The sequence below is a fragment of the Streptomyces radiopugnans genome (assembly GCF_900110735.1).
In the GTDB taxonomy this organism is placed as follows: Bacteria; Actinomycetota; Actinomycetes; order Streptomycetales; family Streptomycetaceae; genus Streptomyces; species Streptomyces radiopugnans.
This window is the reverse complement of sequence record NZ_FOET01000005.1, coordinates 13,968-40,272: the sequence shown is the minus strand read 5'-3', so window position 1 is coordinate 40,272 and position 26,305 is coordinate 13,968. Positions and strand designations below refer to the sequence as shown.

Genomic DNA, 26,305 nt, shown 5'->3' with positions numbered 1-26,305 from the left:
TCGGGTACGGCACCGGGCGCGGCCGGGCGCGCGGACGTACCACCCGGGTTGCGTCCGCGGGCGCGTTCCCCCTAAGGGATCCCCGCAGCCGCCGTCTCCCCGCGCCCCCGTCCCCGCTCCGTCCGGCTCCCGTCCGGGCCGGTCCCTAACCCAGCCAGCCCGGCGTGATCATCCCCGACTCGTACGCCAGGATCACCAGCTGCGCCCTGTCGCGTACGCCGAGCTTGGTCATGATCCGGCTGACGTGCGTCTTGGCGGTGGCCGGGCTGAGCACCAGGCGGCGGGCGATCTCGTCGTTGGACAGGCCCTCGCCCACCAGGGTCATGACCTCACGCTCCCGCCCGGTGAGCGCCCCGAGGCGGGGCGACGGGTCCGGCTGCCGCGCCCGCCCGGCGAACTCCGCGATCAGCCGGCGGGTCACCGCGGGGGCGATCAGCGCGTCGCCGCGCGCCACGACCCGCACCGCGTGCAGCAGCTCCATCGGCTCGGTGTCCTTGAGCAGGAAGCCGGAGGCGCCCGCGCGCAGCGCCCCGTACACGTAGTCGTCCACGTCGAAGGTGGTCAGGATGACCACCCTGGTGTCCGGGAGCCGCTCGTCGGCGGCGATGCGCCGGGCGGCCTCCAGCCCGTCCAGCCCGGGCATCCGGATGTCCATCAGCACCACGTCGGGCCGCAGCTCGCGCGTCAGCTCGACGGCCCGCAGTCCGTCCCCGGCCTCGCCGACGACCTCGATGTCGTCCTCGTCGGCGAGGATGGAGCGGAAACCCGCCCGCACCAGGGTCTGGTCGTCGGCGAGGATGACGCGCACCCGTCGCCCGTCGTGCTCTGCGGCCATGGCACGAGCCTATGCCGCCCGCCCCCGCCCGGCCGCCGCCCGCGCCGGGTGTGGAGACGCTGTGGAACCTGCCACACGTCCTCCCAAGATCGGGTACGGTCGTGGCCCGCCGCGCCGGTGCGGCACACACCCGCCCAGGTGGCGCACAATTGCACAAAGGCAGGTGCTCGACGGCCGAATTCACCCTCTCCGCCCGGAGTGGGACGCTCCGTCCGCCCGCGGCACACCGCGGCCGGGGGGAGGCGCCGGCCATCCGTCCGCGGCCTGCTGGCCCCACGGGCCGCGCGGTAGTGTTCGATGCGGGTGGAGAGTACGTGCCACCATGACGAAAGAGGTCCCCGGCTCCGGCCGGCACCACGCAGAGGGGAGGGGCCATGAGCGAGGTGAGCGGCGACATCGACTACGCCGCCCTGTTCGACGCCGTCCCCACCCCCCTGTCGGTGCTGGACCGGGACTTCGTCTTCGTGGAGGCCAACCAGGCCTACCTGGAGATCACCGGGCGCACCCGCGACGAGCTGATCGGCCACCACCTGTTCGACGTCTTCCCCGTCAATCCGGACGACCCGGACGCCGACGGCCCCGAGAACCTGCTGGCCTCGTTCCGGCGCGTACTGGAGACGGGCAAGCCGGACACCATGATCCTCCAGCGGTACGACATCCCCCGCCCCGGCTCCGAGGGCAGGTACGAGGAGCGGTACTGGAGCCCGGTCAACACCCCCGTCCTCGGCGAGGACGGCTCGGTGAGCCTGATCGTCAACCGCGTCGAGGACGCCACGGCGTACGTGCGCGACAGCCTCGCCCACCCCACCGGCCTGGCCGACACCGGCGGCGGCCTGCGGGCGGCCGACGGGAAGATCGCCGAGTCCGAGCTGTACGCCCGCGCCCGGGAGCTGTACGAGCACAACGAGCGGTTGCGGCGGGCGCACGCCCGTGAGCACGAGGTGGCCCTCACCCTCCAGAAGGCCATGCTGCCGACGCACATGCCGCTGGAGCTCCGCAACGCGGCCGTGCGCTACCGGCCCGCCCAGGGTTCGCTGAACGTGTGCGGCGACTGGTACGACATGATCAACCTCAGCGAGGACCGCTTCGCCGTCGCCGTGGGTGACGTCGTCGGCCGGGGCCTGGAGGCCGCCAGCGTGATGGGGCAGCTGCGCAGCGCCCTCAGCGCGGCCATGCGGGTCGCCGACGGCCCCGCGCAGGCGCTGTACGGCCTGGACCTGTACGCGCGCTCCCTCGACGGCGCGCTGGCCACCACCGCCGTCAAGCTCGACATCGACACCCACACGCACACGCTCACCTACAGCAGCGCCGGCCACCTGCCCCCGATGCTGTGCCACCCCGACGGGTACACCGAGCTGCTGGACCAGGCCACCGACGTGCCCCTGGCCGCCCGGAGCAGGCCCTCGCACCGGCCGCAGGCGATCACCACCTATGTGCCGGGCTCGGCCCTCATCCTCTACACCGACGGGCTGGTCGAGCGCCGCGAGGAGTCCATCGACGTCGGGCTGAAGCGGCTGTCGGAGAGCCTCACCCGGCACCGTGACCTGGGCCCGGAGGAGATCGCCGACAACCTCCTGGAGGACCTCGGCATGAACCGGGGCACCGCCGACGACGCGGCCCTGGTCGTCATCAAGCTCTGAACGGCCGTCACCGGGCGGACTTCCCCAGCGGCAGCCGGGCCTCCACCCGGTAGCCCCGGACGCCTCCCTTGCCGTCCTCCCCGCGCACGTTCCCGGCGGTCAGCCCACCGCCCAGCGCCCGCGCCCGCTCCGCCATCCCCTCGATGCCGCTCCCCGCGGCGCTTCCGCCCGGGCCGCGGTCCGAACCGTCGCCGGCGCTCCCCGCCTCCTTCGGCCCCTCCCTCCCCGGCGCCGCATCCCCCTGTGCCGCCTCCCCCGGCACCCCGTGCCCGTCGTCCTCGATCCGCACCCGCACGGCGTCCTCCTCGTGGCGGACGGTGACGACCGCCCGCCGCGCCCCCGAGTGGCGGACCGCGTTCGTCAGGGACTCCTGCACGATCCGGTACGCGGCCAGCCCCACCTGCGGCGGCACCGGCCGCCCCGGCAGCCCCTCGGTCACCAGACGCGCGTCCAGTCCGGCCGCGCTCGCCCGCTCCACCAGGGCTCCCACGTCCTCCAGCCCGGCCGCGGGCGCGGTCGGCGCCGCCTCCTCGTCCGCCTGCCGCAGCACCCCGAGCGTGGCGCGCAGCTCGCGCAGGGCGTCACGGCTGCCGGCCCGTACCGCCTCCAGCGCGGCCACCAGCTCCCGCGTCTCCCCGGGCCGCTTGGTGTGCCGGTGCAGCACGGCCCCGGACTGCACGTTGATCAGCGACAGGCTGTGGCCGATCACGTCGTGCAGCTCGCGGGCGATGCGCAGCCGCTCCTCCACCGCGGACTGCCGCGCCCGCACCTCCTTCTCCCGCTCCGCCGCGACCGCCCGCTGCTCCACCTCCCGCAGATACGCCTGCCGGCTGCGCTGGGCGTGCCCCGCGGCGATCACCCCGAACAGCCAGCCGGTGAGGAGCACCATCGCGGCGTCGTCCACATGGCGCCCGCCGCCCTGTCCGGGCGCCAGTTCGCCGTAGCCGACGGCCAGCATGGCCAGTACGGCCAGCGTCACGGCCGCCGTCATGCGCCCCTCGGCCGCGACCGTGTAGAGCGCGACGGCGAAGGCGATCACCGGCAGCGGACTGTCGTACGGGTTGGCCGGGTAGTACACCGCCGCGCACAGCAGGACGGCCAGCGCCACCGGCACCGGCCGGCGCCGCCGCCAGTACAGGGCGCCGCAGCCGGCCGCGACCAGCGCCCAGTCCAGGGCCATCCTCGGCCACGGCTGGGGGATGACGGTCATCCGGTACGCGTTGAGCCCCACCAGGGCGAGCACGACCGCCGCCGCCAGGAGGCGGACGGGGCGGCGGGGCGCGGACGTCGCGATCGGCGGCATGGAACGAAGCGTATGCGGGGCACACGGGAGGAAGCGGCCGGCGGGAGCGCGGCGGCACCGGCCGGGAAGCGGGCATACGTACTCTGAAGACGATCAGCCGCCGAGGCGGCGAGACGGTACGACGAGGAGGCACCCGATGTCCGACGCCCCGACCCCCGAGACCTCCGAGCCCGCTCACGACCCGGAGGTGCTCCAGCTCGCGGCCAAGGTCTTCGACCTCGCCCGGGAAGGCGACACGGACACCCTCGCGGCGTACGTGGACGCGGGCGTCCCGGCCAACCTGACCAACGACAAGGGCGACTCGATCCTGATGCTCGCCGCCTACTACGGCCGGACCCCCACCGTACGGGCCCTCCTGGAGCGCGGCGCCGACCCCAACCGGGTCAACGACCGCGGCCAGACCCCCATCGGGGGCGCGGTCTTCAAGGACGAGGAGGAGATGGTGCGGCTGCTGCTGGAGGCCGGCGCCGACCCGGCCGCCGGCAATCCGTCGGCCATCGACACGGCCCGGATGTTCGGCCGCCACGAGCTGCTGAAGCTGCTCGGCGCGGAGTGAGCCGCGCTGCGAGGCGGCCGGCCGGGGCCCACGCCCCGGCCGGCCGCCTCGCGCGTCCCGCCCCCTCGCGCCGGGCACGGCGGTTCTCCGCGCCGGAGGCGGACCCGCGGCGCGCTGCGCCTAGTGCGCGATGCCGTCGATCAGGTCGCGCGCGCCCTGGCGGAGCAGGGCGACGGCGACGGAGGTGCCCAGGGTGGCCGGGTCGAGGCGGCCCGCCCACTCGTGCGCGTTGAGGACGGTCTTGCCGTCGGGGGTGAACACACAGGCCCGCAGCGAGAGTTCGCCGTCCCGCTCGGTCCTGGCGTACCCGGCGATCGGGCTGTTGCAGTGCCCCTGGAGGACGTGGAGCAGCATCCGCTCGGCGGTGGCCTCGCGGTGGGTGTCCGGGTCGCCCAGGCCGCTGACGGCCTCGATCAGGGCGGTGTCGCCCTCCCGGCACTGGAGGACGAGGATCCCCGCGCCGATCGGCGGCATCATCACCTCGGTCGGCAGGATCTCGCTGATCACGTCCGGGCGGCCGATCCGCTCCAGGCCGGAGACCGCCAGCAGCAGGGCGTCCGCCTCCCCGGCCGCCATCTTCTCCATGCGCCGGTTGGCGTTCCCCCGGAACGGCACGCACTCCAGGTGCGGGTGGGAACCCGCGAGCTGCGCGACGCGCCGCACCGAGGAGGTGCCGATCCGGGTGCCGGGCGGGAGTTCGTCCAGGGTGAGGCCGCCGGGGTGGACCAGGGCGTCGCGGACGTCGTCGCGCTCGAGGAAGGCGGCGAACACCGTACCGGCGGGGAGCGGCCGGTCGGCGGGGACGTCCTTGAGGCAGTGGACCGCCAGGTCCGCCTCGCCGGCCAGCAGCGCGGCGTCCACCTCCTTGGTGAACGCGCCCTTCCCCTCGACCTGCGAGAGGTCGCCCAGCCACTTGTCGCCGGTGGTCCGCACCGGGACGACCTCGGTGCGGACGTGCGGGTGGAGCGCGGCCAGTCCGGCGCGGACGCGTTCCACCTGCGCCAGTGCCATGGGCGAGTCGCGGGAGACGATACGGATCAGCTCAGGGGCGGACATACCGCTCACGATAGACCTCCGGGCTCGCGTCCCGGTGGGCACCGCGGTCGAACCACCCGTCCCCAGCGGCCGGTTGACCCCGGCACCGCGCCGTCACCTTCCGTTCTCCTTCCCGGGGCCCGTGTGGGGTCACGGTGAAAAATCCGTCGGCGGCGGCGTCGGAAAGCGACGATCGGGATACAGAAAGTGATAGTCGCCCGTCAGAGGGCATCGACGTATCACGGAGCACGATGGAATCCCGAACTCACCACTCCCCGGCGGTCTTCGCCGACGGCGAGGACCTCGCCCGCGCCGCGAGGGACGCGGGCGCGGACACGACCGCGGAGGCTCCTCCGGGCCGCCGCGCCGGGGGCCCCCGGCGGACGCCGGCGCCCGTACACGCCGGGTACGCACCGGACTCCGCACCACCTGCCGGACCACCGGCCGAGCCGCCGGGGACGGCCCTGGCCGCGCCGAGGCCCGGGGCGGCTCGGTGAGCGCGGAAAGGCGGGAGAGGCAGGAGAGGCGGGAGAGGCCGCCCGCGATCGCGGTCGGCTCGGTGGCACGGGATCTGCGGGACGGGCGGATCGGGGACGTGATGGACGTCCACCCCGGACGGGTGTGGCTGCGCCCGCTCGGCGGCGGGCGGGAGTGGGACGCGAAGCCGGACGACGTCCGGCCGCTCACCGCGCACGAACAGCTCAGCGCCCGTCTCGCCGCCGCCAACGCCCGCAGCCGGCGCCTCCTGCCGTGACCCGGGCCGCCGCGTGACCGGGCCCGCCGTCACCGGGCCCGCCACCGCGGAGGAGCGCCTCAGCGCTCGTCCCCGGAACCGCCGGGAGGCTCCCGGCGGTTCCGCCGGGCCGAGCCGAGGGCGACGCCGAAGGCCATCCCGACGCCGATCCCGAGGGCGATGTTGTCGAAGACCGTCAGGCCGAGGGCGACGCCGATCGCCGTTCCGATGGAGATCCCCGTCGCGAGATCGCCGTTCCCCGGCCGCTCCCCGCCGCTGTTCCCGTTTCCCTCCGTCATGGCCCCACCCTCCCATCCGCCCGCCTCACCGGGCGATTCGGCGGGCGGGTGGCGGCGGGTGGCCGGAAGTCGCCCTGCCGCACGCGGCGGCCGGGTCCGTACGCTGCGGTGTGGAGATCACCGGCGGAACCGGACCAGCGCCGGGAACGGGAACGGGAACGGGACCGAGGGGGCAGTGGGGTGGGGGACGTGAGCGCACGGCCGTTGTCGTTCGTCGTCGGGACGGGGCGGAGCGGTTCGACCGCCCTTTCGCGTGTGCTGAACCTGCACCGGGACGTCCTCAGCCTCAACGAGCTGCTGGCCTCGGTCGGGTCCGAGGGGATGCCCGAAGGGTCCCTGGAGGGCGGGGAGTTCTGGCGGCTCCTGGCCGAGCCCAACCCCACGTTCGACAGGATGGTCCGCAGCGGCGCGCCCATTCCGGAGTTCCTCTACCCGCGCCGTCCGGGGCGCTTCTCGGCCGAGACCACCGGCATCCCCAGGCTGTCCCTGATGGTGCTGCCGCACCTCACCGACGACCCCGACGGCCTGCTGGACGAGCTCGCCCCGCTGGTCTCCGCCTGGCCGCGCCGCCCGGTCGAGGAGCAGTACCGGGAGCTGTTCGGGCTGCTGTGCGCCCGGTTCGGGCGCCGGGCGGTGGTGGAGCGCTCGGGTTTCTCGGTGCGGTGGGTGCCGAGGCTGCGGGCGGGCTTCCCCGAGGCGAGGTTCGTCCACCTGTACCGCGGCGGCCCCGACTGCGCGCTGTCGATGAGCCGCCACACCGGTTTCCGGATGATCTCGATGCTGGAGGAGATGTACGCGCTGCTGGGCCTGGAGTTCGGTGACGAGCTGACGCCCGAGCACGCCCGCGAGCTCCCGCCGGACCTGGCAGGGCTCCTCCAGGACCCGTTCGACCCCCGGCTGGTGTTCGACCGGGTGATGCCGGTGGCCCGGTTCGGGGAGTTGTGGTCTCGGCTGGTGACCGAGTGCCTGGAGCACCTGGCCCGGGTGCCGGAGGCGGCCCGGACGAGCCTGTCGTACGAGGACCTGCTGGACGCGACCGAGCGGGAGCTGTCGCGGCTGGCCGAGTTCGTCGGCGTCGAACCCCACGGGGAGTGGCTGGCGGCGGGCCGGTCGTTGCTCGACGCGGGCAGGCGCGGGGCCTCGCTGCGGCTGCCGCCGGACGAGCTGGACGCGCTGCGGAAGGCCTGCGAGCCCGGGGAGCGGGCGCTCGCCGGAGCGTGACACGGGGGCGGCGCGGAGCGCGCCGCGGGGGAGTTCCGCGGGGGCGCGCCGGGTGCGGCGGCGGCCGGTGGTCCCACAACCGGCTTGTCGTACGGCGGTGTTACGGTGATCTTCGACCGCCCCCCACGATTCGCCGAGAGCACCTTCGCGTACGCCGAACCACGGGGGGAGTCCATCTTGAGCCGCCGCCGCACCGACCGGCCCAGCAACCGGCGCACCGACACCGCTCGCCGCGGTGCCACCCACCGCCGGGGCGGCCAGGGCGGCGGGGGCCGTCCGGGCAGCCGCCGCCGGAGACGTCCGCACATACGGGTACTGGCCTCCGTGGCGACCGTCGGGGCCTTCGCCCTCGGCGGATTACTCGTCACCGAGCAGGACTCCGCCGAGTCCCGGACCATGGCCACGCCGCAGGACCCGGACGAGCTGAGGGCCTCCGAGGAGGCGGTGTTCGTGCCGCCGTCCCCCTCCCCCTCCGTCTCCGAGTCGCCCTCCCCTTCGCCGTCGCCGTCGCCCTCCACGCAGGAGCCGGACGAGCCGGACGAGTCGGCAGAGCAGTCGGTGATCCCGGTCCCGGCAACCGGTCCGGGCACCTTCACCACCGCCCAGGCCTCCGGTGAGGCCGTCGGGCAGGGCACCATCCGCACCTACCAGGTGCAGGTGGAGGACGGCATCGAGCTCTCCGCCCGGCAGGCCGCGCGGGAGGTCGCCGCGATCCTCGCCCATCCGCGCGGCTGGACCAACGACGGTGTCAACGGCTTCCGCCTCGTGGCCTCCGGGCCCGCCGACTTCATCGTCAAGATCGCCACCCCCGGCACCGCCGACGCCATCTGCGGCGCCGCCGGGCTCAACACCCGCGGCGAGCTGAACTGCGCCGTCGGCCCCACCGTGGTGGTCAACCTCAAACGCTGGGTGCTGGGATCGCCGCAGTTCGCCGGGCCCGTCACCGAGTACCGGGCGCTGATCGTCAACCACGAGGTCGGCCACCGCATCGGCCGCGGCCACGAGACCTGCCCCGGCCCGGGGCGGCCGGCGCCCGCGATGATGCAGCAGATCAAGGGTCTCAAGGGCTGCGTCGCCAACGCCTGGCCCTACGACGCCGACGGCACCTATCTGGGCGGCCCCTCCGTCCCCTGAACCGCCCCCGGTCTCACCCCGCGATGCCGGTGCCCGTAGCCCGGCCGGCGCCCGCCACCCGGCCGGCGGGCGCCGGTGCCGGCATCGCCTCGCGCATGCGGGCCAGGAAGGCCCGGGCCGCCGGCCCGGAGGGGCCGTCGGTGCGCCAGGCCAGGGCGATCCGGCCGCGCAGCCGCGGCCGTACGATCTCCAGCGCGCGCAGCCGGTCCCCGGCCTCCGCCGCCGAGCCCGCCGGGAGCACGGCGACGCCCAGGCCCCGTGCGGCCAGCTCGGCCAGGACGTGCGGCGCGGCGGCCTCGTAGCCGACGCGCGGCCGGATCCCGGCCGCGGCGCAGGCCCGGTCGAGCACCGCGCGCAGCCCGGTGCCGCGCGGCAGGCTGATCAGGGTGCGCTCACCGAGCGCGGCCAGCGCCACGCTCGCGCGCCCGGCCAGCGGGTCACCCGGCGGGACGGCCGCGACCAGCGGTTCGTCGACGACGATCCGGAGGTCGACGCCCGGCGGCGGCTCCTCGCCGGTGAGCCCGATCACCGCCACGTCCAGTTCACCGTGCTGGAGCGCGGTGACCATCCGGTCCGAGACGTCCTCGGTGAGGGTGATCTCCACGTGCGGGTGGTCCTCGTGGAAGCCGGCCAGCACGGAGACCACGTCGAGGTCGTGGGTGGCCGCGGCCGAGAACAGCCCGACCGTGACCCGGCCGCGCAGCAGCCCGGTGAACTCGTCCGCGGTCTGCCTCATGCCGTCGACGGCCGCGAGCGCGGCCCGCGCGTAGGGCAGCAGCGCCTCGCCCGCCTCCGTGGGGCGCACCGTGCGGCCGGACCGGTCCAGCAGTGGCTGGCCCAACTCCCTCTCCAACCGGCGGATCTGGGCGCTGACGCCGGGCTGGGCGACATGCAGGCGCTCGGCGGCGCGGGTGAAGCCAGCCTCCTCCACCACGGCGACGAGATAGCGAAGCTGCCGAATCTCCATAACCGCTGATTCTAGTTCCCATACCGACCAGATCTTGGACTTATGGGCGAACCGCCACCACCCTGGAGGTCATGGAGAGCGCACAGCACAGCAGCGCCCGAACCCCCGGAGCCCCCGGCACCGCCCGCCGTCCACTCGCCGCCACCGGCCCGGTCCTCGGGCCCGGCGACCCCGGCTACGACGAGGAGGTCTCCGGTTTCCAGACGGCCTGGACCCACCGCCCCGACCTGGTCGTCGGCGCGGTGGACGCCGAGGACGTACGGCTGGCCGTGTCGTACGCCGCCGGACGCCGTCTGCCGGTGGCGGTGCAGGCCACCGGGCACGGGCTGTCGGTGGCCGCCGAGGGCGGGGTGCTGATCGGCACCCGGCGGATGACGGGCGTGAGCGTCGATCCGGAGAGCCGTACCGCGCGCGTCACCGCCGGCGCACGGTGGGGCGCGGTGGTCGCGGCGGCCGCCGCCCACGGCCTGGCCCCGCTCAACGGCTCCTCGCCGACCGTCGGCGCCGTCGGCTACACCCTGGGCGGCGGCATCGGCCTGCTGGCCCGGCGGTTCGGCTACGCGGCCGACCACGTGCGCGCCCTGGAGGTCGTCACCGCCGACGGCCGGCCGCGCCGCACCGTTCCCGGCGAGGAGCTGTTCGGCGCCCTGCTGGGCACCGGCGGCAACTTCGGCGTGGTGACGGCCATGGAGATCGAACTCTTCCCCGTACCCGCGATCTACGGCGGGCAGCTCGTCTTCGGCGCCCCGCTGGCGGACCGGGCGCTGGAGGTCTGGCGGCGCTGGACGGCGGACGTGCCCGAGACGCTGACCTCCTCCGTCGCCCTGCTCTCCCACCCCGACGTGCCGGCCGTCACCGCGCCGCTGCGCGGCCGGTACGCCGCCTCGTTCCGGATCGTCCACAGCGGCCCGGCCGAGGAGGGCGAGCGGCTGGTGGCGCCGCTGCGGGCGGTCGGCGAGCGGCTCGTGGACGACCTGCGCGAGATGCCGTACGCCGAGTGCGACTCCGTCCACCGCGACCCGCCCTTCCCCCAGCCCTACACCGCCACCAACGCCCTGCTGCGCGAACTGCCGCCCGAGGCGCTGGACGCGGTGCTCGACACGGTGGGGCCCGGCTCGCCCGTCCCCTGCGTCACTGACGTGCGCCACCTCGGCGGGGCGCTGCGCAGGCGCGGGCCGGCGGCGGTCGCCGTGGACCACCGGGAGGCGGAGTACATCGTGCGCGCCATCGCCTCCCCCGGTCCTCCGCCCGGCGGCACCGGGCACAGCCTCCGGCAGATCCGCGACCGGTTCGACCTGCTGCGCGAGGCCCTGGCCCCCTGGACGCTGGGCCACAGCCCGGCCTTCCTCTACGGGGACGGCGAGCGGGCCGGCGAGGCCCAGACCCGCGCGGGCTACGACGCGGGCGCCTACGAGCGGCTGGCGGCCCTCAAGGCCGTCCACGACCCGCACAACCTCTTCCGCTTCAACCGCAACATCAGGCCGGCGGGCGGCGGCCGGCCGGCGGCCACCACGCTGTGACCGTCCCGTCCCCGTGGAACTCCAGGCCGGTTCCGGCGGCCGCGAGCAGGCGGCGGGCAGCGGCGTTGGTCTCGTGCGTACGGGCGAGCAGCCGGGCGGCTCCGGCGGCACGGGCCTCGTCGAGGAGGAGGGCGAACACCGCCGTGCCGATGCCCCGGCCGCGGTGGGAGCGGCCGAGCCACAGTCCGGCCTCGACCGCGCCCGGCTCCGGGGCGGGGGCCAGCCGGGCGGCTCCGGCGACCGCCTCCCGCGGCCGTCCGTCCTCCCCCGGTTCCGTGACGAGGACGGCGTACACGGTCTCCACCGGATCCGCGCGCAGGGAGCGCGAGCGGTGGAAGCGGACGAACGCCTCGCGCCGGGCGTCCGTCCAGCCGGGCCCGCTCCCGTCCTCGGCGGGCGGCATCACCTCGCCGGGGTCCGCGTCGGCGGCGGCCGTGGCCGCCAGCGCGTCCAGCAGCGCCTCGTCCAGGGGGCGCAGGGCGACGTGGGCGGAGCTCATGATGTCCATGGGGGCACACTGCCCGAGACGCGCGCCGCTCCCCAACGGCTTTTCGCACCCGGAAGCCGCTCCCGTACGGGGGAATCCGGCAGGTCGTCCCGTGCGCCGACGGCCCGCCGGGGCGGCGCGGCCCTAGTCAGATGCCATGGCTCCCCACGAAGACAGTCACACCACCGGACACACCACCGAAGTCACCGCCCACCGCACCGCCGGGACCGCCGCGTCCCTGTCGCGGCGGCGGTTCGCGGTCGGCACCACGACGGCCGCCGCCGTCGCCGGGCTCGGTGCCGCCGCGCCCGCCGCTCCCCCGTCCCGGGCATCCTCTCCCGGGGACTCCCCCGGGCCCGCGGGCGCCGCCGACCGGCAGGCCTGCCTGGCGGTGGCCCGCGCCATCCTCCTGCTGGACGAGGACGGCTCCGAACTCACCCCGCGGTACGAGAGGATCCTGCGCGACGGCCTGCCCCGTTCCGGCGCCGCGCGGGGCGGCGCGTCCGGCGCGTCCGGCAAGAAGGTGCTGGTCGTCGGCGCGGGCCCGGCCGGACTGGTCACCGCGCTGCTGCTGGGCCGGGCCGGGCACCGCGTCACCGTCGTCGAGGCCAACGGCAACCGGGCCGGCGGCCGGATCAAGACCTTCCGCACCGGCGGCCACGAGGGCTCGGAGCAGCCCTTCGCCGACCCGAGGCAGTACGCGGAGGCCGGGGCCATGCGCATCCCCGGCAGCCACCCGCTGGTGATGGGCCTGATCGACGAACTGGGGCTCAGGCGCCGCCGCTTCCACCTGGTGGACGTGGACGCCGACGGCAGGCCCGCGTACCGCACCTGGATCAACGTCAACGGCGTCCGGGTGCGCCGCGCCGACTACGCGAAGGACCCGCGGGCGGTCAACCGGTCCTTCGGCGTGCCCGAGAAGTACCGGGACGTCCCCGCCGCGGTGATCCTGGGCCGGGTCCTGGACCCGGTGCGCGACGAGTACAGCACCGTCGGGCCGGACGGGAAGCGCGTGAACAAGCCGCTGCCGGAGTGCCTGGAGGGCTGGGCGCGGGTGGTCGAGAGGTTCGGCGGCTGGTCGATGCACCGCTTCCTGACCGAGCACGCGGGGTTCGACGAGCGCACGATCGACCTGATCGGCACCCTGGAGAACCTCACCTCGCGCCTGCCCCTGTCCTTCCTCCACAGCTTCATCGGCTGGTCCCTGATCAACCCCGGCACCGCCTTCTGGGAGCTCCGGGGCGGCACCGCCACCCTGGCGGACGCGCTGCTGAAGGAACTCGAGGGCCTGAAGGTCCCGGTGCGCTTCGACCGCCGCGCCACCCGCGTCGAGTACCGCGGGGAGGGGCGGAACGGAAGCGACGGCACCGCGCACGTCGGCGCCGACGGCCCGGCGGTGTGGATCGACACCGTCTCCGAGGGCCGCGACGGCGCTGTGGTGCGCGAGCAGTTCACCGGCGACTTCGCGGTCCTCACCGTGCCCTTCTCCGGGCTGCGGCAGGTCCAGATCGCCCCGCCGCTGTCGTACGGCAAGCGGCGGGCCGTCACCGAACTGCACTACGACAGCGCCACCAAGGTGCTGCTGGAGTTCAGCCGCCGCTGGTGGGAGTTCGGCGAGGCCGACTGGAAGCGCGAGCTGGAGCGCGTACGGCCGGGGCTGTACGACGCCTACCGCCTGGGGAGGGCGCCGGACGACGGCAGCCTGCTGGGCGCCCACCCGTCCGTGCCGCGCGGCCACATCTCCGACGCCCAGCGCGTGCACTACACCGCCTGCCGCTGGATCTCCCGGGACCAGCCGGAGGCGGCGGGCGTGACCGGCGGCGGGTCGGTGTGCGACAACCCCAACCGGTTCATGTTCAACCCCTCGCACCGCGTCGAGGGCAGCGAGGGCGGCGTCCTGCTGGCCTCCTACAGCTGGGCCGACGACGCCCGGCGCTGGGACTGCCTGGAGGACGACGCCCGTTACCCGTACGCCCTGCGCGGTGTGCAGCAGGTCTACGGGCAGCGGGTGGAGGTCTTCTACACCGGTGCCGGGCGCACCCAGAGCTGGCAGCGGGACCCGTACGCGTACGGCGAGGCGGCCGTACTGCTGCCGGGGCAGCACACCGAGCTGTTCCCGCTGCTCGGCCGCCGCGAGGGGCCGCTGTTCTTCGCGGGCGACCACACCTCGATCAGGACGGCGTGGATCGAGGGCGCCCTGGAGTCGGCGGTACGGACGGCGCTGGAGGTCCACCGGGCCTGACCGCCCCCGCTGCCGCCGTACGGCGGGCGCCGGGCCCGAGGCGGCCGGGGGAGGGCGGCCGTCGCCCTCCCCCGGCCCACCCGTGCGGCGGGGCCGTCAGCCCTCCCCCCTGAGGCGGCCCGCGATGCGCACCACGCGCTGCGCCATGTGGTCGAGGGCGGCGTACTCCGCGTCGGTGAGCGGGGCGTCGTTGTTCGCCCCGGTGACGTGGGAGACGCCGTAGGGGTTGCCGTCGGTGAACTTCAGCGGGTCGGTGTAGCCGGGCGGGACGACGAGGCCGCCGAAGTGGATGATGACGTTGTAGAGGGTCAGCAGCGTCGACTCCTGGCCGCCGTGAGCGGTCTGGGAGGCGGTGAAGCCGGCGTACACCTTGTCGGCGAGCAGGCCCTGCTGCCACTGCGGGCCGAGGGTGTCGAGGAACTGCTTGAGCTGGCTGGCGACGTTGCCGTACCGGGTGGGCGTGCCGAACAGCACGGCGTCGGCCCAGACGACGTCGTCGGGGGTGGCCCTCGGCTCGTCCTTGGTCTCCTCGTGGTGCCGGCTCCACACGGGGTTGGAGGCGATGGCCTCCGGCGGGGCGAGCTCGGCGACCTTCCTCAGCCGCACCTCCGCGCCCGCCTGCTTCCCCGCCTCGACCAGACGCTCGGCCATCTTGTGGATCGTGCCGGTCGCCGAGTAGTAGATCACGGACAGCTTGACATCGCTCATCTGATTCCGACTCCTTGCCCGCGCCGGCGGCCGCTCGGCCGCCGGCGCGTTCCGTTCACCGTCTGCCGGTCGTCACTCTATGCGGCTTTTGTCATCTTCCGCCCGCTTCGAGGTTCGCGGCTCCACGGCTCCGCGGCGGCCGGAAGCACCCCCGCGGCGCGCAGCGCGCGGCGGGTTCCACACCGGGAGCCGGTCAAACTCCGTACGGGCCGGGCGGGAAGGCGGGCGGAGTCGGCCGGGCCGGCGCCGCCCCGGCCGACTCCGGCGGCCGGCGGGATCCGGCATCGTGAACAATGTGTCCTCGGCGCCCGCCCCGGCACTCCCGGGGACCGGCGTGCGGACAGTCCCACAGCACTCGACCAGCACCGAAGGAGCTCTGGTGGGGGAGACCCAGCGACACAGGGCAGCGAAGCCGTCGTCACCGTCGTCCTGGCCGGCACACGGCCTCAATCTGGTGCGCGGCGCCCTGATAGGCACCGCGGAGACCGTTCCGGGCGTCAGCGGCGGCACCGTGGCGCTCGTGGTCGGCGTGTACGACACGGCCATCGGTTCGGCGAGCCGCCTGGTCACCGGCGTCCGGCTGGCGCTCGCCGACCTCCCCCGGGGGCGGGGGCCGTCCCGGGCCCTCCACGAGATCCGCCAGGTCCGGTGGAACGTCATCGTCCCGCTGCTGATCGGCATGTTCGCCGCGCTGGTGCTGATGGCCGGGCTGGTCGAGGGCTGGGTCGAGGAGCAGCCGGTGCACAGCCGGGCCCTGTTCTTCGGGCTGGTGCTGGCCTCGCTGTGGGTGCCGTTCTCCCTCGCCTCCCGGGCGCCGCTGCCGAACGGCGCCACATCCTCCTGGCGGCCGGGTGAGGTCGTCGTGGCCCTGGTGAGCGCGGCGGCGGCCTTCGTGATCGTCAGCCTGCCGCCCGGCGAGGTGGAGGCCACCCCGCTGGTCATCGTGGCCGCGGCGGCGGTCGCGGTCTCCGCGCTGGTGCTGCCCGGCCTGTCCGGCTCGTTCCTGCTGCTGACGTTCGGGCTGTACGAGCGGACCCTCTCCGCCGTCAACGAGCGGGACTTCGGCTACCTGGGCCTGTTCGCGCTCGGCGCCCTCCTGGGTCTGGCCTCCTTCGTCAAGCTGATGCAGTGGCTGCTGGAGAACCGGCAGCGCATCACCCTGGTGGTCCTGACCGGCGTGGTCGCCGGCTGCCTGCGGGCGCTGTGGCCCTGGCAGGACGAGGACCGGGCCCTCCTCGCGCCGGACGGCCAGCTCGGCGCGGCGATCGGGTTCGCGGCGCTGGGCTTCGTCGTGGTCGCGGCGTTCGCCGTGGCCGAGCACATCACCAAGACCCGGCGCGAGACCCGCGAAACCACCGCCCGCGCGGCGGAGGCCGACGGCACGGTCGGCGGCGCGTCCGGCGGTGCGGGCGGCCGGCACCGCGCGGGGGCGCAGCCGTACGCCGGCGCGGTGCCGCCGCGGCAGGACACCGAGGGCTGAGGCAGACCGAGGCGGAACCGAGACACCCCGAGGGGCGGGGAGGACACCGGCGGTGTCCTCCCCGCCCCTCGGCCTTCCCGTCTCAGCCGGCCGCCGGTGCGGCGTACGAGAAGTCGTACACGGCCCAGTCGGTGAGCGCGCGGTAGCCCAGGCGCCGGTAGAGGGCGTTGCTGGTGGGGTTGGACAGGTCCGCGAAGAGCACGACGTCCCTCGCGCCCGCGGCCAGCGCGGCCCGGCTCACCTCCGCCGTCACGGCGGCCGCGTAGCCGCGGCCGCGCAGGCGGGCCGGGGTGTAGACGACGTCCACCTGGATCTGGCCGCCGATCATCGGGTTCATGCCCGCGATGGAGACGGGGGTGCCGTCCGGGGTCTCCCAGAGCGTGTACCGCTTGTCGGCGTAGCGCGTGCTCGCCCAGGAACCGGCGTCCACGGTGACGGCCTCCCCGACGGCCTCGGCGAACTCGCCGCACCAGAGCACGGCCTCCTCGACGTCCTGATCGCCCAGGACGCGGCCCCGGCCCGGCGGCAGCGGGTCCGGCGGGGTGAGTGTGCCGAGGCGGTACAGGCGGAGCTGTGTGTCGCGCAGCCGCGGCACCGCGCCGGTGTGCCGCCGCCAGGCCCCGGCGAAGGCGGTGGCGGTGGCGTGGTCCGCGCTGACGTACGGAGGGGAGTGCCCGAGGGCTGCCAGGCGGGCGGCGAGGCCGTCGGCCTGCCCGGGCGTGAGCGGGGTGAGGCCCAGGCCGCGGGAGGGAACGCGGTGGAGGGCGGCGCAGACCTCGCCCGCCCGCTCCAGCACGCCGAAGACGGGTGCCTCTGCGCCGAACGCGGACGCCCCGCGCACTCGCACCCTCTCGGCCCACGTCAGCGGCATGACGTGCAGGCCGGGCCGCGAGCGCAGGAAGCCCCCGGCCCGGGCGAGGAAGTCGTCGACGTCATCGGTGAGGTGCCAGCCGTCCGGTCGCATGTCTCATGCTCCCGCGTACGGCGGGCGTGTGTGGCGGGTTCCGCGGACAAGCGGCGCGGGACGCGCGGAGCGACACTCCTGCAAGCAGTTGCTTGCAAAAGTTAGCGGAGGGAGGCACTGTGGAGACATGGCTTCACTGCATGTCGGCAATCTCGGCGAGTTCCTGCGGGAGCAGCGGCGCAGCGCGCAGCTCTCCCTGCGGCAGCTCGCGGATGCCGCCGGGGTGTCCAATCCGTACCTCAGCCAGATCGAACGGGGGCTGCGCAAGCCCAGCGCCGAGATCCTCCAGCAGCTCGCCAGGGCGCTGCGGATCTCCGCCGAGACGCTCTACGTCCGCGCCGGGATCCTCGACGAGAAGGAGCAGGCGGGACTGGAGGTGCGCAGCGCGATCCTGGCCGACACGTCGATCAACGAGCAGCAGAAGCAGGTACTGCTCCAGATCTACGGGTCGTTCCGCAAGGAGAACGGACACACCGAGGACGGACCCACCGAGGACGCCTCCGGCCCGGAGGCCGAGGACGCCCCCTCCACCGAGACGAAGCCCCAGACCCCATGAACAGGAGGGACCCTCATGCCCGAGAAGACCGCCGGCGAGGCCGCCAACAAGACCGGTGACCTCCGCAAGGCCCTGACCGACCCCACCCCGCTGTACTTCGCGGCGGGCGTGATCGACAAGATCCGCCGGACGGCGCCCGAGCGCCTGGCCGCCGTGAAGGACAGGACCGCCGACCCCAAGGCCGTGCAGGAGCGCCTCGCCCAGCAGGCCAAGGAGACCCAGTCGCGGCTGACCAACGCGCTGTCCGGCTTCGACGCCGACCTGAAGAAGCTGCGCGAGCAGGCCCAGCACCTGGCCCTCCAGGGTGTCGGGCTCGCCGCCGAGTACGCCGTCAAGGCGCGCGAGGGGTACGGCGAGCTGGCCGAGCGCGGCCGCGGCGCGGTGGAGACCTGGCGCGGCGAGAAGAACGCCGGGGAGAACGGGGAGCGGAACGGCGCCGGGGTCGCCCGCGGACTCCCGGTGAAGGGCGGGCGCGGCGGTGGTGAGGCCGTCACCGTCGAGGCGGGCGGGAAGGAGGAGAAGCCGCGCCCCAAGATGGGCGACACCCGCCGGGCCACGCCCGGCAGGGCCTCCGCCTCGAAGACCTCCGCCCCGAGGGCCGGGGCCTCGAAGACCACGGCCCGCAGGAGCGCCGCCTCCGAGACCGGCGCCGCGAAGAAGGCCGCCGCCGAGGAGACCCCCAAGACGGTCGCCAAGAAGGCGGCCGCCAGGAAGTCCGCCGCGAAGAAGACCGCCGCGAAGCGGTCCGCCTCCCCGAAGGCGTCGTCGCCGTCGGACAAGCTGCCCACGGACAACTCCCAGGAGTGAGCGCCGCCGGGGCCGGGCACGCACTTCGTGTCCGGTCCCCCGACCGGTAGCGTGGAGGGCCGACGACCGGCTCATGGACGGGATGGTGGCCAGCGTGCTGTTGGACGGTTTCTACGGGCTGATGTCCTGGGTGTTCCTGGGCCTGCTCATCTTCAGCATCTTCTGCTTCGTGGACGCGGCGCTGCGCCGCGAGGACGCCTACCGCGCCGCGGACAAGAAGACCAAGGGCTTCTGGCTGATCATCCTGGGGATCACGGTGGCCGTGAACCTCTTCCTGGGGATGCTCTTCCTGACCATCGCGGGGCTGATCGCCAACATCGTCTACATGGTCGACGTGCGGCCCGCGCTCGTCCAGGTCGGCGGGGGCGGCCGGGGCGGCTTCCGCCGCGGCAGCAGCAGCGACGGCCCCTACGGCCCGTACAACGGCGGCCGCTGAGCCGCCGGGCCGCCGGCCACCCGAGCCGGCCGGGCCCGCCCGCCCGAGCGGGCCGCCCGGCCGCCGCCCGTCCGGGGGTCAGCCCCGGTCGAGCAGCATCACCGCCACGTCGTCCGTCAGCTCGTCGCCGTTCAGCTCCCGCACCTCGGCCAGTACGGCGTCCAGCAGCTCCTCGCCGCGCAGCCCGGCGGCCATCCGGTGCCCGACGATCCCGAGCATGCCCTCCTGGCCCAGGCGCTGCTCGCCCTGGCCGATCCGGCCCTCGATCAGCCCGTCGGTGTACATCATCAGGCTCCACGAGCCGCCCAGCTCCACCTGGGTGCGGGGCCAGCGGGCCTTCGGCAGGACGCCCAGCGCCGGGCCGCCGCCCTCCTCGTGGTGCGGCAGCAGCCGCGGCCCGCGCCCGCCGCCCGCCACCAGCGGCGCGGGGTGCCCGGCCAGGCACAGCCCGGCCCGCCGGCCGTCCGGCGCGATGTCGACGGTGCACAGCGTGGCGAAGATCTCGTCACTGGAGCGCTCGTGCTCCAGCACCCGCTGGAGGGTGCCCAGGAGCTGGTCGCCGCAGAGCCCGGCGAAGGTCAGCGCCCGCCAGGCGATCCGCAGCTCCACCCCCAGCGCCGCCTCGTCCGGGCCGTGCCCGCACACATCGCCGATCATGGCGTGGACCGTCCCGTCCGCGGTGCGCACGGTGTCGTAGAAGTCGCCGCCGAGCAGTGCCCGGGAGCGTCCGGGCCGGTAGCGGGCGGCGAACCGCAGTTCCGAGCCGTCCAGCAGCGGGGTGGGCAGCAGCCCGCGCTCCAGCCGGGCGTTCTCCTGGGCCCGCAGCCGCGACTCGGTGAGCTGCCGCTGGGCCAGGTCCGCACGCTTGCGCTCGACCGCGTAGCGGACGGCCCGGCTCAGCACCCGGCCGTCCAGCTCGTCGCGGAAGAGGAAGTCCTGCGCCCCGACGCGTACGGCCTCGGCCGCGCGCTCGGCCTCGTCCTCGGCGGTGAGCGCCAGCACCGCGTGCCGGGGCGCCAGCCGCAGCACCCGGCGCAGTATGTCCAGCTCGCCCCCGCCCTCCTCCTGCGCGCCCCCGGCGGCGCTGCCGTCGGACAGCGCCAGGTCGAGCAGGATGCAGTGGACGTCGTCGGTGAGCAGCCGCTCGGCCTCGGTGAGGTTGCGGGCGGTACGGACCCTCATCCGGCCCCCGGAGGCGTCCAGCAGCTCGGGAATGGCCAGGGAGCCCGCCGGGTCGTCCTCGATGACGAGCAGGGTCAGCCCGCCGGGGGACCCGGCGGAACCGGGAGGACCGGAAGGACCGGGGGAACCGGTCCTCGGACCGGCGGACTGCCGCGGCAGCGCCACGGTCATCACCTCGTCGCCCATCGATACGGGCATGCCAGAATTCCTCTTCCCTCCCCCCGAGGGCACACAGGCGTCAGGGTGGAGACGCCCCGGGCGACCATAGCGGCCCGGGGCCCTGCACGGAATGCCTTGTGGCATATGCCAAATGGCCTGCGGACAACCAACCGAGGCAGTCTACGCGTCAGGCCGCACCACACCGAGGATCGGCAGCGATCCCGCGCCGGCGGTGGTGATCTGCCGGCCGGTCCGCGGCGCGTGGACCATCACGCCGTCGCCGACGTACATGCCGACATGACTGGCGTCACGCTTGTAGACGATCAGGTCGCCCGGGCGCATGTCGGTGATGTCCACCCGCGGCAGCAGCCTCCACTGCTCCTGCGAGGTGCGCGGGATCCGCAGGCCCGCCGCCTCCCAGGCACGCAGTGTCAGCCCCGAGCAGTCGAAGGTCCCCGGGCCCTCGGCGCCCCACTCGTAGTCCTTGCCGATCTGGGCCATGGCGTACCCGACGGCCTTCCTGCCGCGCGCCGACGCCCGCTGGTCGATCTCCTCCAGCACACCGGATTCCAGCCAGCGCGCCTGCCGGGCCCAGGCCGCCTCGTCCTCCAGCTCCCGCAGCCGCTTCAGCTCGTCGGCCTCCAGCCGCGACTCCAGCTTCTCGGCCTTCGCCAGCTCGGCCTCGACGTCCTTCTTCGCCCTGGCCTTCCGCTTGCGGTCCGCCTCCAGCTTCGCCCACCGGCCGGTGGCCTCGTCCGCGTACTCGTCCAGGTCCTCGTTGGCCGTCCGCAGCTTCGCGATCAGCCCCTTGGCCGCCTGGTCGCCCTTGTGGAGCAGGCCGAGGTCGCGCAGGAAGTCCTCCGGATCACCGCCGAGGACCAGCCGCGCGGAGGGCGGCAGGCCGCCGCCGCGGTACTGCGCGCGGGCCATCGCCCCGGCCCGGTCCGTCAGATCGTCCAGCTGCCCCCGGGTCCGCACGATCGCCCGGGCCAGCCGTACGATCTCGCGCCGCTGCCTCTCGGCCCGCTCGCCGGCCGCGTTGTACTCCTCGGTGGCCGATTCCGCCCTGTCGTGGAGCTTCTCGATCTTCTTGCGGAGCTCCTCCAGGCGCGCGGCGGAGCCCTCGCCGACCTCCTCGTCCGGCTGCCCGGCCTCCCCCGGCCTCCCCCCATCCCCGGGCTCCGGGGCCGAGGGCGGGGGCGAGGTCCGGACGACGCCCTTCCCCCGCGCGCCCGGCCCGCCCGGTTCCGCCCGGGCCGCTCCCGCCGGCGCCACCAGCAGCGCGAACTGCGCGCACACGAGTGCGCAGACGGCCGCCCCCACGGACACGGCGCCCACCGACGGCCTTCCACGGCGTGCCGCACCGGCGCCGCCCCCCTGCCCTTCCACGCGTCTCCCTTCCACGCACGTCACACGGTCCCTACCCGCGCGTAACGAGTCCCAGCCGGGGATGGTGCCACGTCGGCCACTTCGGCAACAGAGGGCACGGCCGGCCCCCGCCGGCGGCGCACCGGCGGCCGCGTCAACTGCACCGTCCGCCGAGGTTCACCTCTCGTTCACTCTCGGCCGCCGGGCGCTTCACCTGTCCTGCCTAATTTCGGCCTCATGGGGAGCGCGCCCGGTCGCCGGCGGACGCGGACCGCCCCGCATGCTGAACGACGAGACCCGGACACACCTCACCGCTTGCCGTCCCCACCGGCGGGCCCCAGGAAGGAACTGAACGAAGTGAAGCTTCAGCCCACCAACCGGCTCCGCACGCTCGCCATCGGCGCCGCCGTGGTTTCCAGCGCACTGGTCCTGAGCGCCTGCGGCTCGGACGACAACACCGGGGGCGGCAACGAGGGCGGCGGCACCAAGGCCGCCAGCAACATCAAGTGCGACGGCGAGGGCAACCTCCTCGCGTCCGGCTCCAGCGCCCAGAAGAACGCGATGGACATCTGGGTCAAGAACTACCAGGCGGCCTGCGAGGGCTCCGCGGTCAACTACAAGCCCACCGGCTCCGGCGCGGGCATCCAGGAGTTCCTCCAGGGCAAGACCGGCTTCGCCGGCTCCGACTCGGCCCTGAAGGAGGAGGAGGTCGAGCAGTCCAAGAAGGTCTGCGAGGGCGGCCAGGGCATCAACCTGCCGATGGTCGGCGGCCCGGTGGCCGTCGGCTACAACCTGGCCGGCGTGGACGACCTGGTCCTGGACGCCGAGACCATCGCCAAGATCTTCGACTCGAAGATCACCCAGTGGGACGACGAGGCGATCAAGAAGCTGAACCCGGACGCCAAGCTGCCGTCCACCAAGATCCAGGCCTTCCACCGCTCCGACGAGTCCGGCACCACCGACAACTTCACCGAGTACCTGCACGCCGCCGCGCCCGACGCCTGGAAGTACGAGCCCGCCAAGGCGTGGGCCGGCAAGGGCGGCCAGTCGGCCGACGGCTCCTCCGGTGTGGCCACCAACGTCAAGAACAACGACGGCGCCATCGGCTACTTCGAGCTGTCCTACGCCGAGGGCAACAACATCCCGACCGTGAAGCTCGACACCGGTGCCGCCGAGCCCGTCGAGGCCACCGTCGACAACGCCACCAAGGCCATCGCCGCCGGCAAGGTCGTCGGCGAGGGCAGCGACCTGGCCATGGAGCTGGACTACGCCACCAAGGCCGACGGCGCCTACCCGATCGTCCTGGTGACCTACGAGATCGTCTGCGACAAGGGCAACAGCAAGGAGTCCCTGGACCTGACCAAGTCCTTCCTGACCTACACGGCCAGCGAGGACGGCCAGAGCGCGCTGGCCGACGCCGGCTACGCCCCGATCCCCGACGAGATCATCGCCAAGGTCCGCGAGACCATCTCCTCCCTCTCCTGACGCAGCAGGCGGCCGGCCCCGCACCCCAGCGGAGCCGGCCGCCCGGCCGCGTCCGGGCACGGAACCGCTCCGCACACGAACGACCCATCCGGTGCACCGCCGCCAGGGGATGAAACCCCTAACCAGACCGGAGAAACCATGGACATAGCACCCACCGCCTCAGCCGCCCCGCAGAACCCACCACCGAAGGACCCATCCGGCAAGGACTCCGCCACCCGCCCGGGCGACCGGATCTTCCTCGGCCTCTCCCGGGGCTCCGGCATCGCGCTGCTGGTGATCATGGCCGCCATCGCGGTCTTCCTCACCTGGCGCACCCTGGTCGCCCTCGCCGAGAACGAGGGCAACTTCCTCACCACCTTCGAGTGGAGCGCCAACGCCGACCCGCCGGTCTTCGGCATCGCGGTCCTGGCCTACGGCACGATCGTCAGCTCGATCATCGCGATGCTCCTCGCCGTCCCCGTGGCCGTCGGCATCGCCCTGTTCATCTCGCACTACGCACCGCGCCGGATCGCCACCCCGCTGGCGTACGTGGTGGACCTGCTCGCCGCCGTCCCCAGCATCATCTACGGCCTGTGGGGCGCCCTGTTCCTGGTGCCGCACCTGACCGGCCTGTACGAGTGGTTCGACCAGTTCCTCGGCTGGACGGGCATCCTCTCCTACGACGGCGGCGCCCCGCGCTCGCTGTTCACCGTCGGCATCCTGCTGGCGATCATGATCCTGCCGATCGTCACCAACGTCAGCCGCGAGGTCTTCAAGCAGTCCCCGAAGATGCAGGAGGAGGCCGCGCTCGCGCTCGGCGCCACCCGGTGGGAGGTCGTCAGGATGGCCGTCCTGCCCTTCGGCCGCTCCGGTGTGATCAGCGCCTCGATGCTCGGCCTGGGCCGTGCGCTGGGCGAGACGATGGCGGTCGCCACCGTCCTCTCCCCCAACTTCCTGATCAACGTCAGTCTCCTCAACCCCGGCGGCGGCACCTTCGCCCAGAACATCGCCGCGGGCTTCAAGGAGGCCGGCGACATCGGCCGTGACGCCCTGATCGCGTCCGGCCTCGTCCTGTTCGTCATCACCCTTCTGGTGAACGGTGCGGCCCGGCTGATCATCGCCCGCCGCAAGGAGTACTCGGGGGCGAACGCCTGATGAGCAACGCAGTCATGGAGAAGCCCCCGGTCGCCGTGCCGCCCCCCGGCGGCACCCTCAAGCAGCCCCGCCTGCCGCGCTGGGCCCCCGTCGGCCTCGCCCTGCTCTCCGCGGGCGTCGGGGTAGGGGCCGGCCTGGCGTTCGGCCTGGCCAGCCGCATCCAGTGGGGTCTGATCGCCGCGATCGTCTACGTCGTGGCCACCTACGCCCTCACCACGGCCGTCGAGGGCCGCCGCCAGGCCAAGGACCGGCTGGCCACCAGTCTGATCTGGGTCAGCTTCCTGGTCGCCGTCCTCCCGCTGGCCTCCCTGATCTGGGAGACGATCGCACGCGGCACCAAGGTGCTGGACGGGTACTTCCTCACCCACTCCATGAGCGGCGTGATCACCCTCCAGCCCGGCGGCGGCATCTACCACGCGATCATCGGCACCGTCGAGCAGGTCGGCATCGCCACCCTGATCGCGGCGCCGATCGGCCTGCTGACCGCGATCTACCTGGTCGAGTACGGGCGCGGCAGACTCGCCACGGCCGTCACCTTCTTCGTCGACGTCATGACCGGCATCCCCTCGATCGTCGCCGGCCTGTTCGTCCTGTCCTTCTGGATCATCATCCTGGACTTCGGCTACTCCGGCTTCGCCGGCGCCATGGCGCTGGCGATCCTGATGATGCCGATCGTCGTGCGCTCCACCGAGGAGATGCTCAAGCTCGTCCCGAACGAGCTGCGCGAGGCGTCCCTGGCGCTGGGCGTGCCCAAGTGGCGCACCATCCTCAAGGTCGTGCTGCCCACCGCGATCGGCGGCATCACCACGGGCGTCATGCTCGCCGTCGCCCGTATCGCCGGTGAGACCGCGCCGATCCTGCTGCTGGTGTTCGGCGCCCAGTCGATCAACAACAACCCCTTCGAGGGCGCCCAGTCCTCCCTGCCGTACTACGTCTACGAGCAGTGGGCCAACGGCAACGAGGCCTCCTACGACCGGGCCTGGGCGGCGGCCCTCGTGCTGATCGCCTTCGTGATGATCCTGAACCTGGTGGCCCGCGGCATAGCCCGCTGGAAGGCCCCGAAGACCGGCCGCTGACCGGCCGCACGAGCAGAAGAGAAGTGATTCCCATGGCCAAGCGCATCGACGTCAGCGGCCTCACCGCGTACTACGGCTCCCACAAGGCGATCGAGGACATCTCGATGTCCGTCGAGCCCCGCTCCGTGACCGCCTTCATCGGCCCGTCCGGCTGCGGCAAGTCCACCTTCCTGCGCACCCTCAACCGCATGCACGAGGTCACCCCCGGCGGGCGCGTCGAGGGCAAGGTGATGCTCGACAACGAGGACCTGTACGCCGGCGGTGTCGACCCGGTCTCCGTCCGCCGCACCATCGGCATGGTCTTCCAGCGCCCGAACCCGTTCCCCACCATGTCGATCTACGACAACGTGGCGGCGGGCCTGCGGCTCAACGGCTCCTACAAGAAGGCGCAGCTCGACGACGTCGTCGAGAAGTCCCTCAAGGGCGCCAACCTCTGGAACGAGGTCAAGGACCGCCTGAACAAGCCCGGATCCGGCCTCTCCGGCGGCCAGCAGCAGCGGCTGTGCATCGCCCGCGCCATCGCGGTCGAGCCGCAGGTGCTGCTGATGGACGAGCCGTGCTCCGCGCTCGACCCGATCTCCACCCTCGCCATCGAGGACCTGATCTGCGAGCTGAAGGAGCGCTTCACGATCGTCATCGTGACCCACAACATGCAGCAGGCCGCGCGTGTCTCGGACCGCACCGCGTTCTTCAACCTGGCGGCGGTCGGCCAGCCCGGCAAGCTGATCGAGATCGACGACACCGAGCGCATCTTCTCCAACCCCTCGGTCCAGGCCACCGAGGACTACATCTCGGGCCGCTTCGGCTGATCCGGCCGGTCCCGGCCCGTCCAGGCCGTCTGCGGTGCTGCATGGCGGTGCCACCGCAAGACGAAACGCCCGCCCCCCGGCTCCCGGGGGGCGGGCGTCCCCACGTTCCGGGCCCGCGGACGGCGGACGCGGCCTCAGCCCGCGACCGTCTTCACCGCCCAGACCGCAC

At 73.9% G+C, this 26,305-nt stretch carries 25 protein-coding genes; 15 read left to right on the top strand and 10 right to left on the bottom strand.

Features of this window, described 5'->3' with window-relative positions; translation table 11 throughout:
* Positions 1-145: 145 nt before the first annotated feature.
* Positions 146-835 carry a response regulator gene (locus tag BMY40_RS12430; protein WP_093658708.1) on the bottom strand — a complete coding sequence of 230 codons (690 nt, stop codon included), beginning with the start codon at positions 833-835 and terminating at the stop codon, positions 146-148.
* 374 nt (positions 836-1,209) lie between these two features.
* Between BMY40_RS12430 and BMY40_RS12425 the strand changes: the two genes are divergently transcribed.
* A complete protein-coding gene (locus BMY40_RS12425) occupies positions 1,210-2,475 on the top strand; it encodes a PP2C family protein-serine/threonine phosphatase (protein WP_093658706.1) in 1,266 nt (421 codons plus the stop codon).
* Positions 2,476-2,482: 7 nt separating this feature from the next.
* Here BMY40_RS12425 and BMY40_RS12420 read toward each other — a convergent pair whose 3' ends face one another.
* Positions 2,483-3,778, bottom strand: coding sequence for a sensor histidine kinase (locus BMY40_RS12420; RefSeq protein ID WP_093658704.1), 1,296 nt, complete (start codon positions 3,776-3,778; stop codon positions 2,483-2,485).
* 136 nt (positions 3,779-3,914) lie between these two features.
* Between BMY40_RS12420 and BMY40_RS12415 the strand changes: the two genes are divergently transcribed.
* Positions 3,915-4,334, top strand: a complete 420-nt coding sequence (locus tag BMY40_RS12415; RefSeq protein WP_093658702.1) for an ankyrin repeat domain-containing protein — start codon at positions 3,915-3,917, stop codon at positions 4,332-4,334.
* Positions 4,335-4,454: 120 nt separating this feature from the next.
* Here BMY40_RS12415 and hemC read toward each other — a convergent pair whose 3' ends face one another.
* A complete protein-coding gene (gene hemC, locus BMY40_RS12410) occupies positions 4,455-5,390 on the bottom strand; it encodes a hydroxymethylbilane synthase (RefSeq protein ID WP_093658700.1) in 936 nt (311 codons plus the stop codon).
* 472 nt (positions 5,391-5,862) lie between these two features.
* On the opposite strand from hemC, the gene BMY40_RS12405 reads away from it, so the two are divergent.
* Positions 5,863-6,123: a hypothetical protein gene (locus BMY40_RS12405; protein ID WP_177213982.1), complete on the top strand. Its 261-nt coding sequence runs from the start codon at positions 5,863-5,865 to the stop codon at positions 6,121-6,123.
* Positions 6,124-6,182: 59 nt separating this feature from the next.
* Here BMY40_RS12405 and BMY40_RS12400 read toward each other — a convergent pair whose 3' ends face one another.
* The gene (locus BMY40_RS12400; protein WP_093658698.1) at positions 6,183-6,401 is read right to left on the bottom strand and encodes a glycine zipper domain-containing protein; all 219 of its coding nucleotides are present in this window, start codon (positions 6,399-6,401) and stop codon (positions 6,183-6,185) included.
* A gap of 255 nt (positions 6,402-6,656) precedes the next feature.
* On the opposite strand from BMY40_RS12400, the gene BMY40_RS12395 reads away from it, so the two are divergent.
* Positions 6,657-7,622, top strand: a complete 966-nt coding sequence (locus BMY40_RS12395; protein WP_245770041.1) for a sulfotransferase — start codon at positions 6,657-6,659, stop codon at positions 7,620-7,622.
* A 324-nt stretch (positions 7,623-7,946) separates the two neighbouring features.
* A complete protein-coding gene (locus tag BMY40_RS12390) occupies positions 7,947-8,756 on the top strand; it encodes a DUF3152 domain-containing protein (protein ID WP_245770040.1) in 810 nt (269 codons plus the stop codon).
* Positions 8,757-8,769: 13 nt separating this feature from the next.
* Here BMY40_RS12390 and BMY40_RS12385 read toward each other — a convergent pair whose 3' ends face one another.
* A complete protein-coding gene (locus BMY40_RS12385) occupies positions 8,770-9,723 on the bottom strand; it encodes a LysR family transcriptional regulator (protein WP_093658694.1) in 954 nt (317 codons plus the stop codon).
* A gap of 71 nt (positions 9,724-9,794) precedes the next feature.
* On the opposite strand from BMY40_RS12385, the gene BMY40_RS12380 reads away from it, so the two are divergent.
* A complete protein-coding gene (locus BMY40_RS12380; protein ID WP_093658692.1) occupies positions 9,795-11,243 on the top strand; it encodes an FAD-binding oxidoreductase in 1,449 nt (482 codons plus the stop codon).
* Here the strand turns inward: BMY40_RS12380 and BMY40_RS12375 are convergent.
* On the bottom strand, positions 11,200-11,751 hold the full coding sequence (locus BMY40_RS12375) for a GNAT family N-acetyltransferase (protein ID WP_093658690.1): 552 nt from the start codon (positions 11,749-11,751) through the stop codon (positions 11,200-11,202). The genes BMY40_RS12380 and BMY40_RS12375 overlap by 44 nt on opposite strands.
* Positions 11,752-11,887: 136 nt before the next feature.
* Between BMY40_RS12375 and BMY40_RS12370 the strand changes: the two genes are divergently transcribed.
* The gene (locus tag BMY40_RS12370) at positions 11,888-13,972 is read left to right on the top strand and encodes a flavin monoamine oxidase family protein (protein ID WP_093658688.1); all 2,085 of its coding nucleotides are present in this window, start codon (positions 11,888-11,890) and stop codon (positions 13,970-13,972) included.
* A gap of 96 nt (positions 13,973-14,068) precedes the next feature.
* On the opposite strand, the gene wrbA is transcribed toward BMY40_RS12370, so the two are convergent.
* On the bottom strand, positions 14,069-14,680 hold the full coding sequence (gene wrbA, locus BMY40_RS12365; RefSeq protein WP_093658686.1) for an NAD(P)H:quinone oxidoreductase: 612 nt from the start codon (positions 14,678-14,680) through the stop codon (positions 14,069-14,071).
* A gap of 379 nt (positions 14,681-15,059) precedes the next feature.
* Between wrbA and BMY40_RS12360 the strand changes: the two genes are divergently transcribed.
* Positions 15,060-16,160 carry a DUF368 domain-containing protein gene (locus tag BMY40_RS12360; protein ID WP_218158277.1) on the top strand — a complete coding sequence of 367 codons (1,101 nt, stop codon included), beginning with the start codon at positions 15,060-15,062 and terminating at the stop codon, positions 16,158-16,160.
* Positions 16,161-16,242: 82 nt separating this feature from the next.
* Here the strand turns inward: BMY40_RS12360 and BMY40_RS12355 are convergent, their stop codons facing one another.
* Positions 16,243-17,124 (bottom strand): GNAT family N-acetyltransferase, encoded by an 882-nt coding sequence (locus BMY40_RS12355; protein WP_093658682.1) that lies wholly within the window; start codon positions 17,122-17,124, stop codon positions 16,243-16,245.
* 127 nt (positions 17,125-17,251) lie between these two features.
* On the opposite strand from BMY40_RS12355, the gene BMY40_RS12350 reads away from it, so the two are divergent.
* The 3 genes from BMY40_RS12350 to BMY40_RS12340 all read left to right on the top strand — a co-directional run bounded on the left by BMY40_RS12350 (position 17,252) and on the right by BMY40_RS12340 (position 18,923).
* Positions 17,252-17,680, top strand: a complete 429-nt coding sequence (locus tag BMY40_RS12350) for a helix-turn-helix domain-containing protein (protein ID WP_093658680.1) — start codon at positions 17,252-17,254, stop codon at positions 17,678-17,680.
* A 15-nt stretch (positions 17,681-17,695) separates the two neighbouring features.
* Positions 17,696-18,487 (top strand): hypothetical protein, encoded by a 792-nt coding sequence (locus BMY40_RS12345; RefSeq protein ID WP_093658678.1) that lies wholly within the window; start codon positions 17,696-17,698, stop codon positions 18,485-18,487.
* Between the two features lie 73 nt (positions 18,488-18,560).
* Entirely contained in the window at positions 18,561-18,923 is a 363-nt protein-coding gene (locus BMY40_RS12340; protein WP_093658676.1) for a DUF2516 family protein, read from the top strand.
* A gap of 78 nt (positions 18,924-19,001) precedes the next feature.
* On the opposite strand, the gene BMY40_RS12335 is transcribed toward BMY40_RS12340, so the two are convergent.
* Both BMY40_RS12335 and BMY40_RS12330 read right to left on the bottom strand, forming a co-directional pair.
* Positions 19,002-20,276 carry a PP2C family protein-serine/threonine phosphatase gene (locus BMY40_RS12335; RefSeq protein WP_093659143.1) on the bottom strand — a complete coding sequence of 425 codons (1,275 nt, stop codon included), beginning with the start codon at positions 20,274-20,276 and terminating at the stop codon, positions 19,002-19,004.
* Between the two features lie 168 nt (positions 20,277-20,444).
* Positions 20,445-21,602 (bottom strand): C40 family peptidase, encoded by a 1,158-nt coding sequence (locus BMY40_RS12330; RefSeq protein ID WP_245770039.1) that lies wholly within the window; start codon positions 21,600-21,602, stop codon positions 20,445-20,447.
* Between the two features lie 387 nt (positions 21,603-21,989).
* On the opposite strand from BMY40_RS12330, the gene pstS reads away from it, so the two are divergent.
* The 4 genes from pstS (at position 21,990) to pstB (ending at position 26,136) form a co-directional block, all read left to right on the top strand.
* A complete protein-coding gene (pstS, locus tag BMY40_RS12325; protein ID WP_093658674.1) occupies positions 21,990-23,117 on the top strand; it encodes a phosphate ABC transporter substrate-binding protein PstS in 1,128 nt (375 codons plus the stop codon).
* 138 nt (positions 23,118-23,255) lie between these two features.
* Entirely contained in the window at positions 23,256-24,251 is a 996-nt protein-coding gene (gene pstC, locus BMY40_RS12320; RefSeq protein ID WP_093658672.1) for a phosphate ABC transporter permease subunit PstC, read from the top strand.
* Positions 24,251-25,327, top strand: coding sequence for a phosphate ABC transporter permease PstA (pstA, locus tag BMY40_RS12315; protein WP_093658670.1), 1,077 nt, complete (start codon positions 24,251-24,253; stop codon positions 25,325-25,327). Before pstC ends, pstA begins: the two co-directional genes overlap by 1 nt.
* Before the next feature lie 32 nt (positions 25,328-25,359).
* Complete coding sequence (gene pstB / locus BMY40_RS12310; protein ID WP_093658668.1) at positions 25,360-26,136, top strand: phosphate ABC transporter ATP-binding protein PstB; 777 nt, start codon at positions 25,360-25,362, stop codon at positions 26,134-26,136.
* Positions 26,137-26,305: the final 169 nt, after the last annotated feature.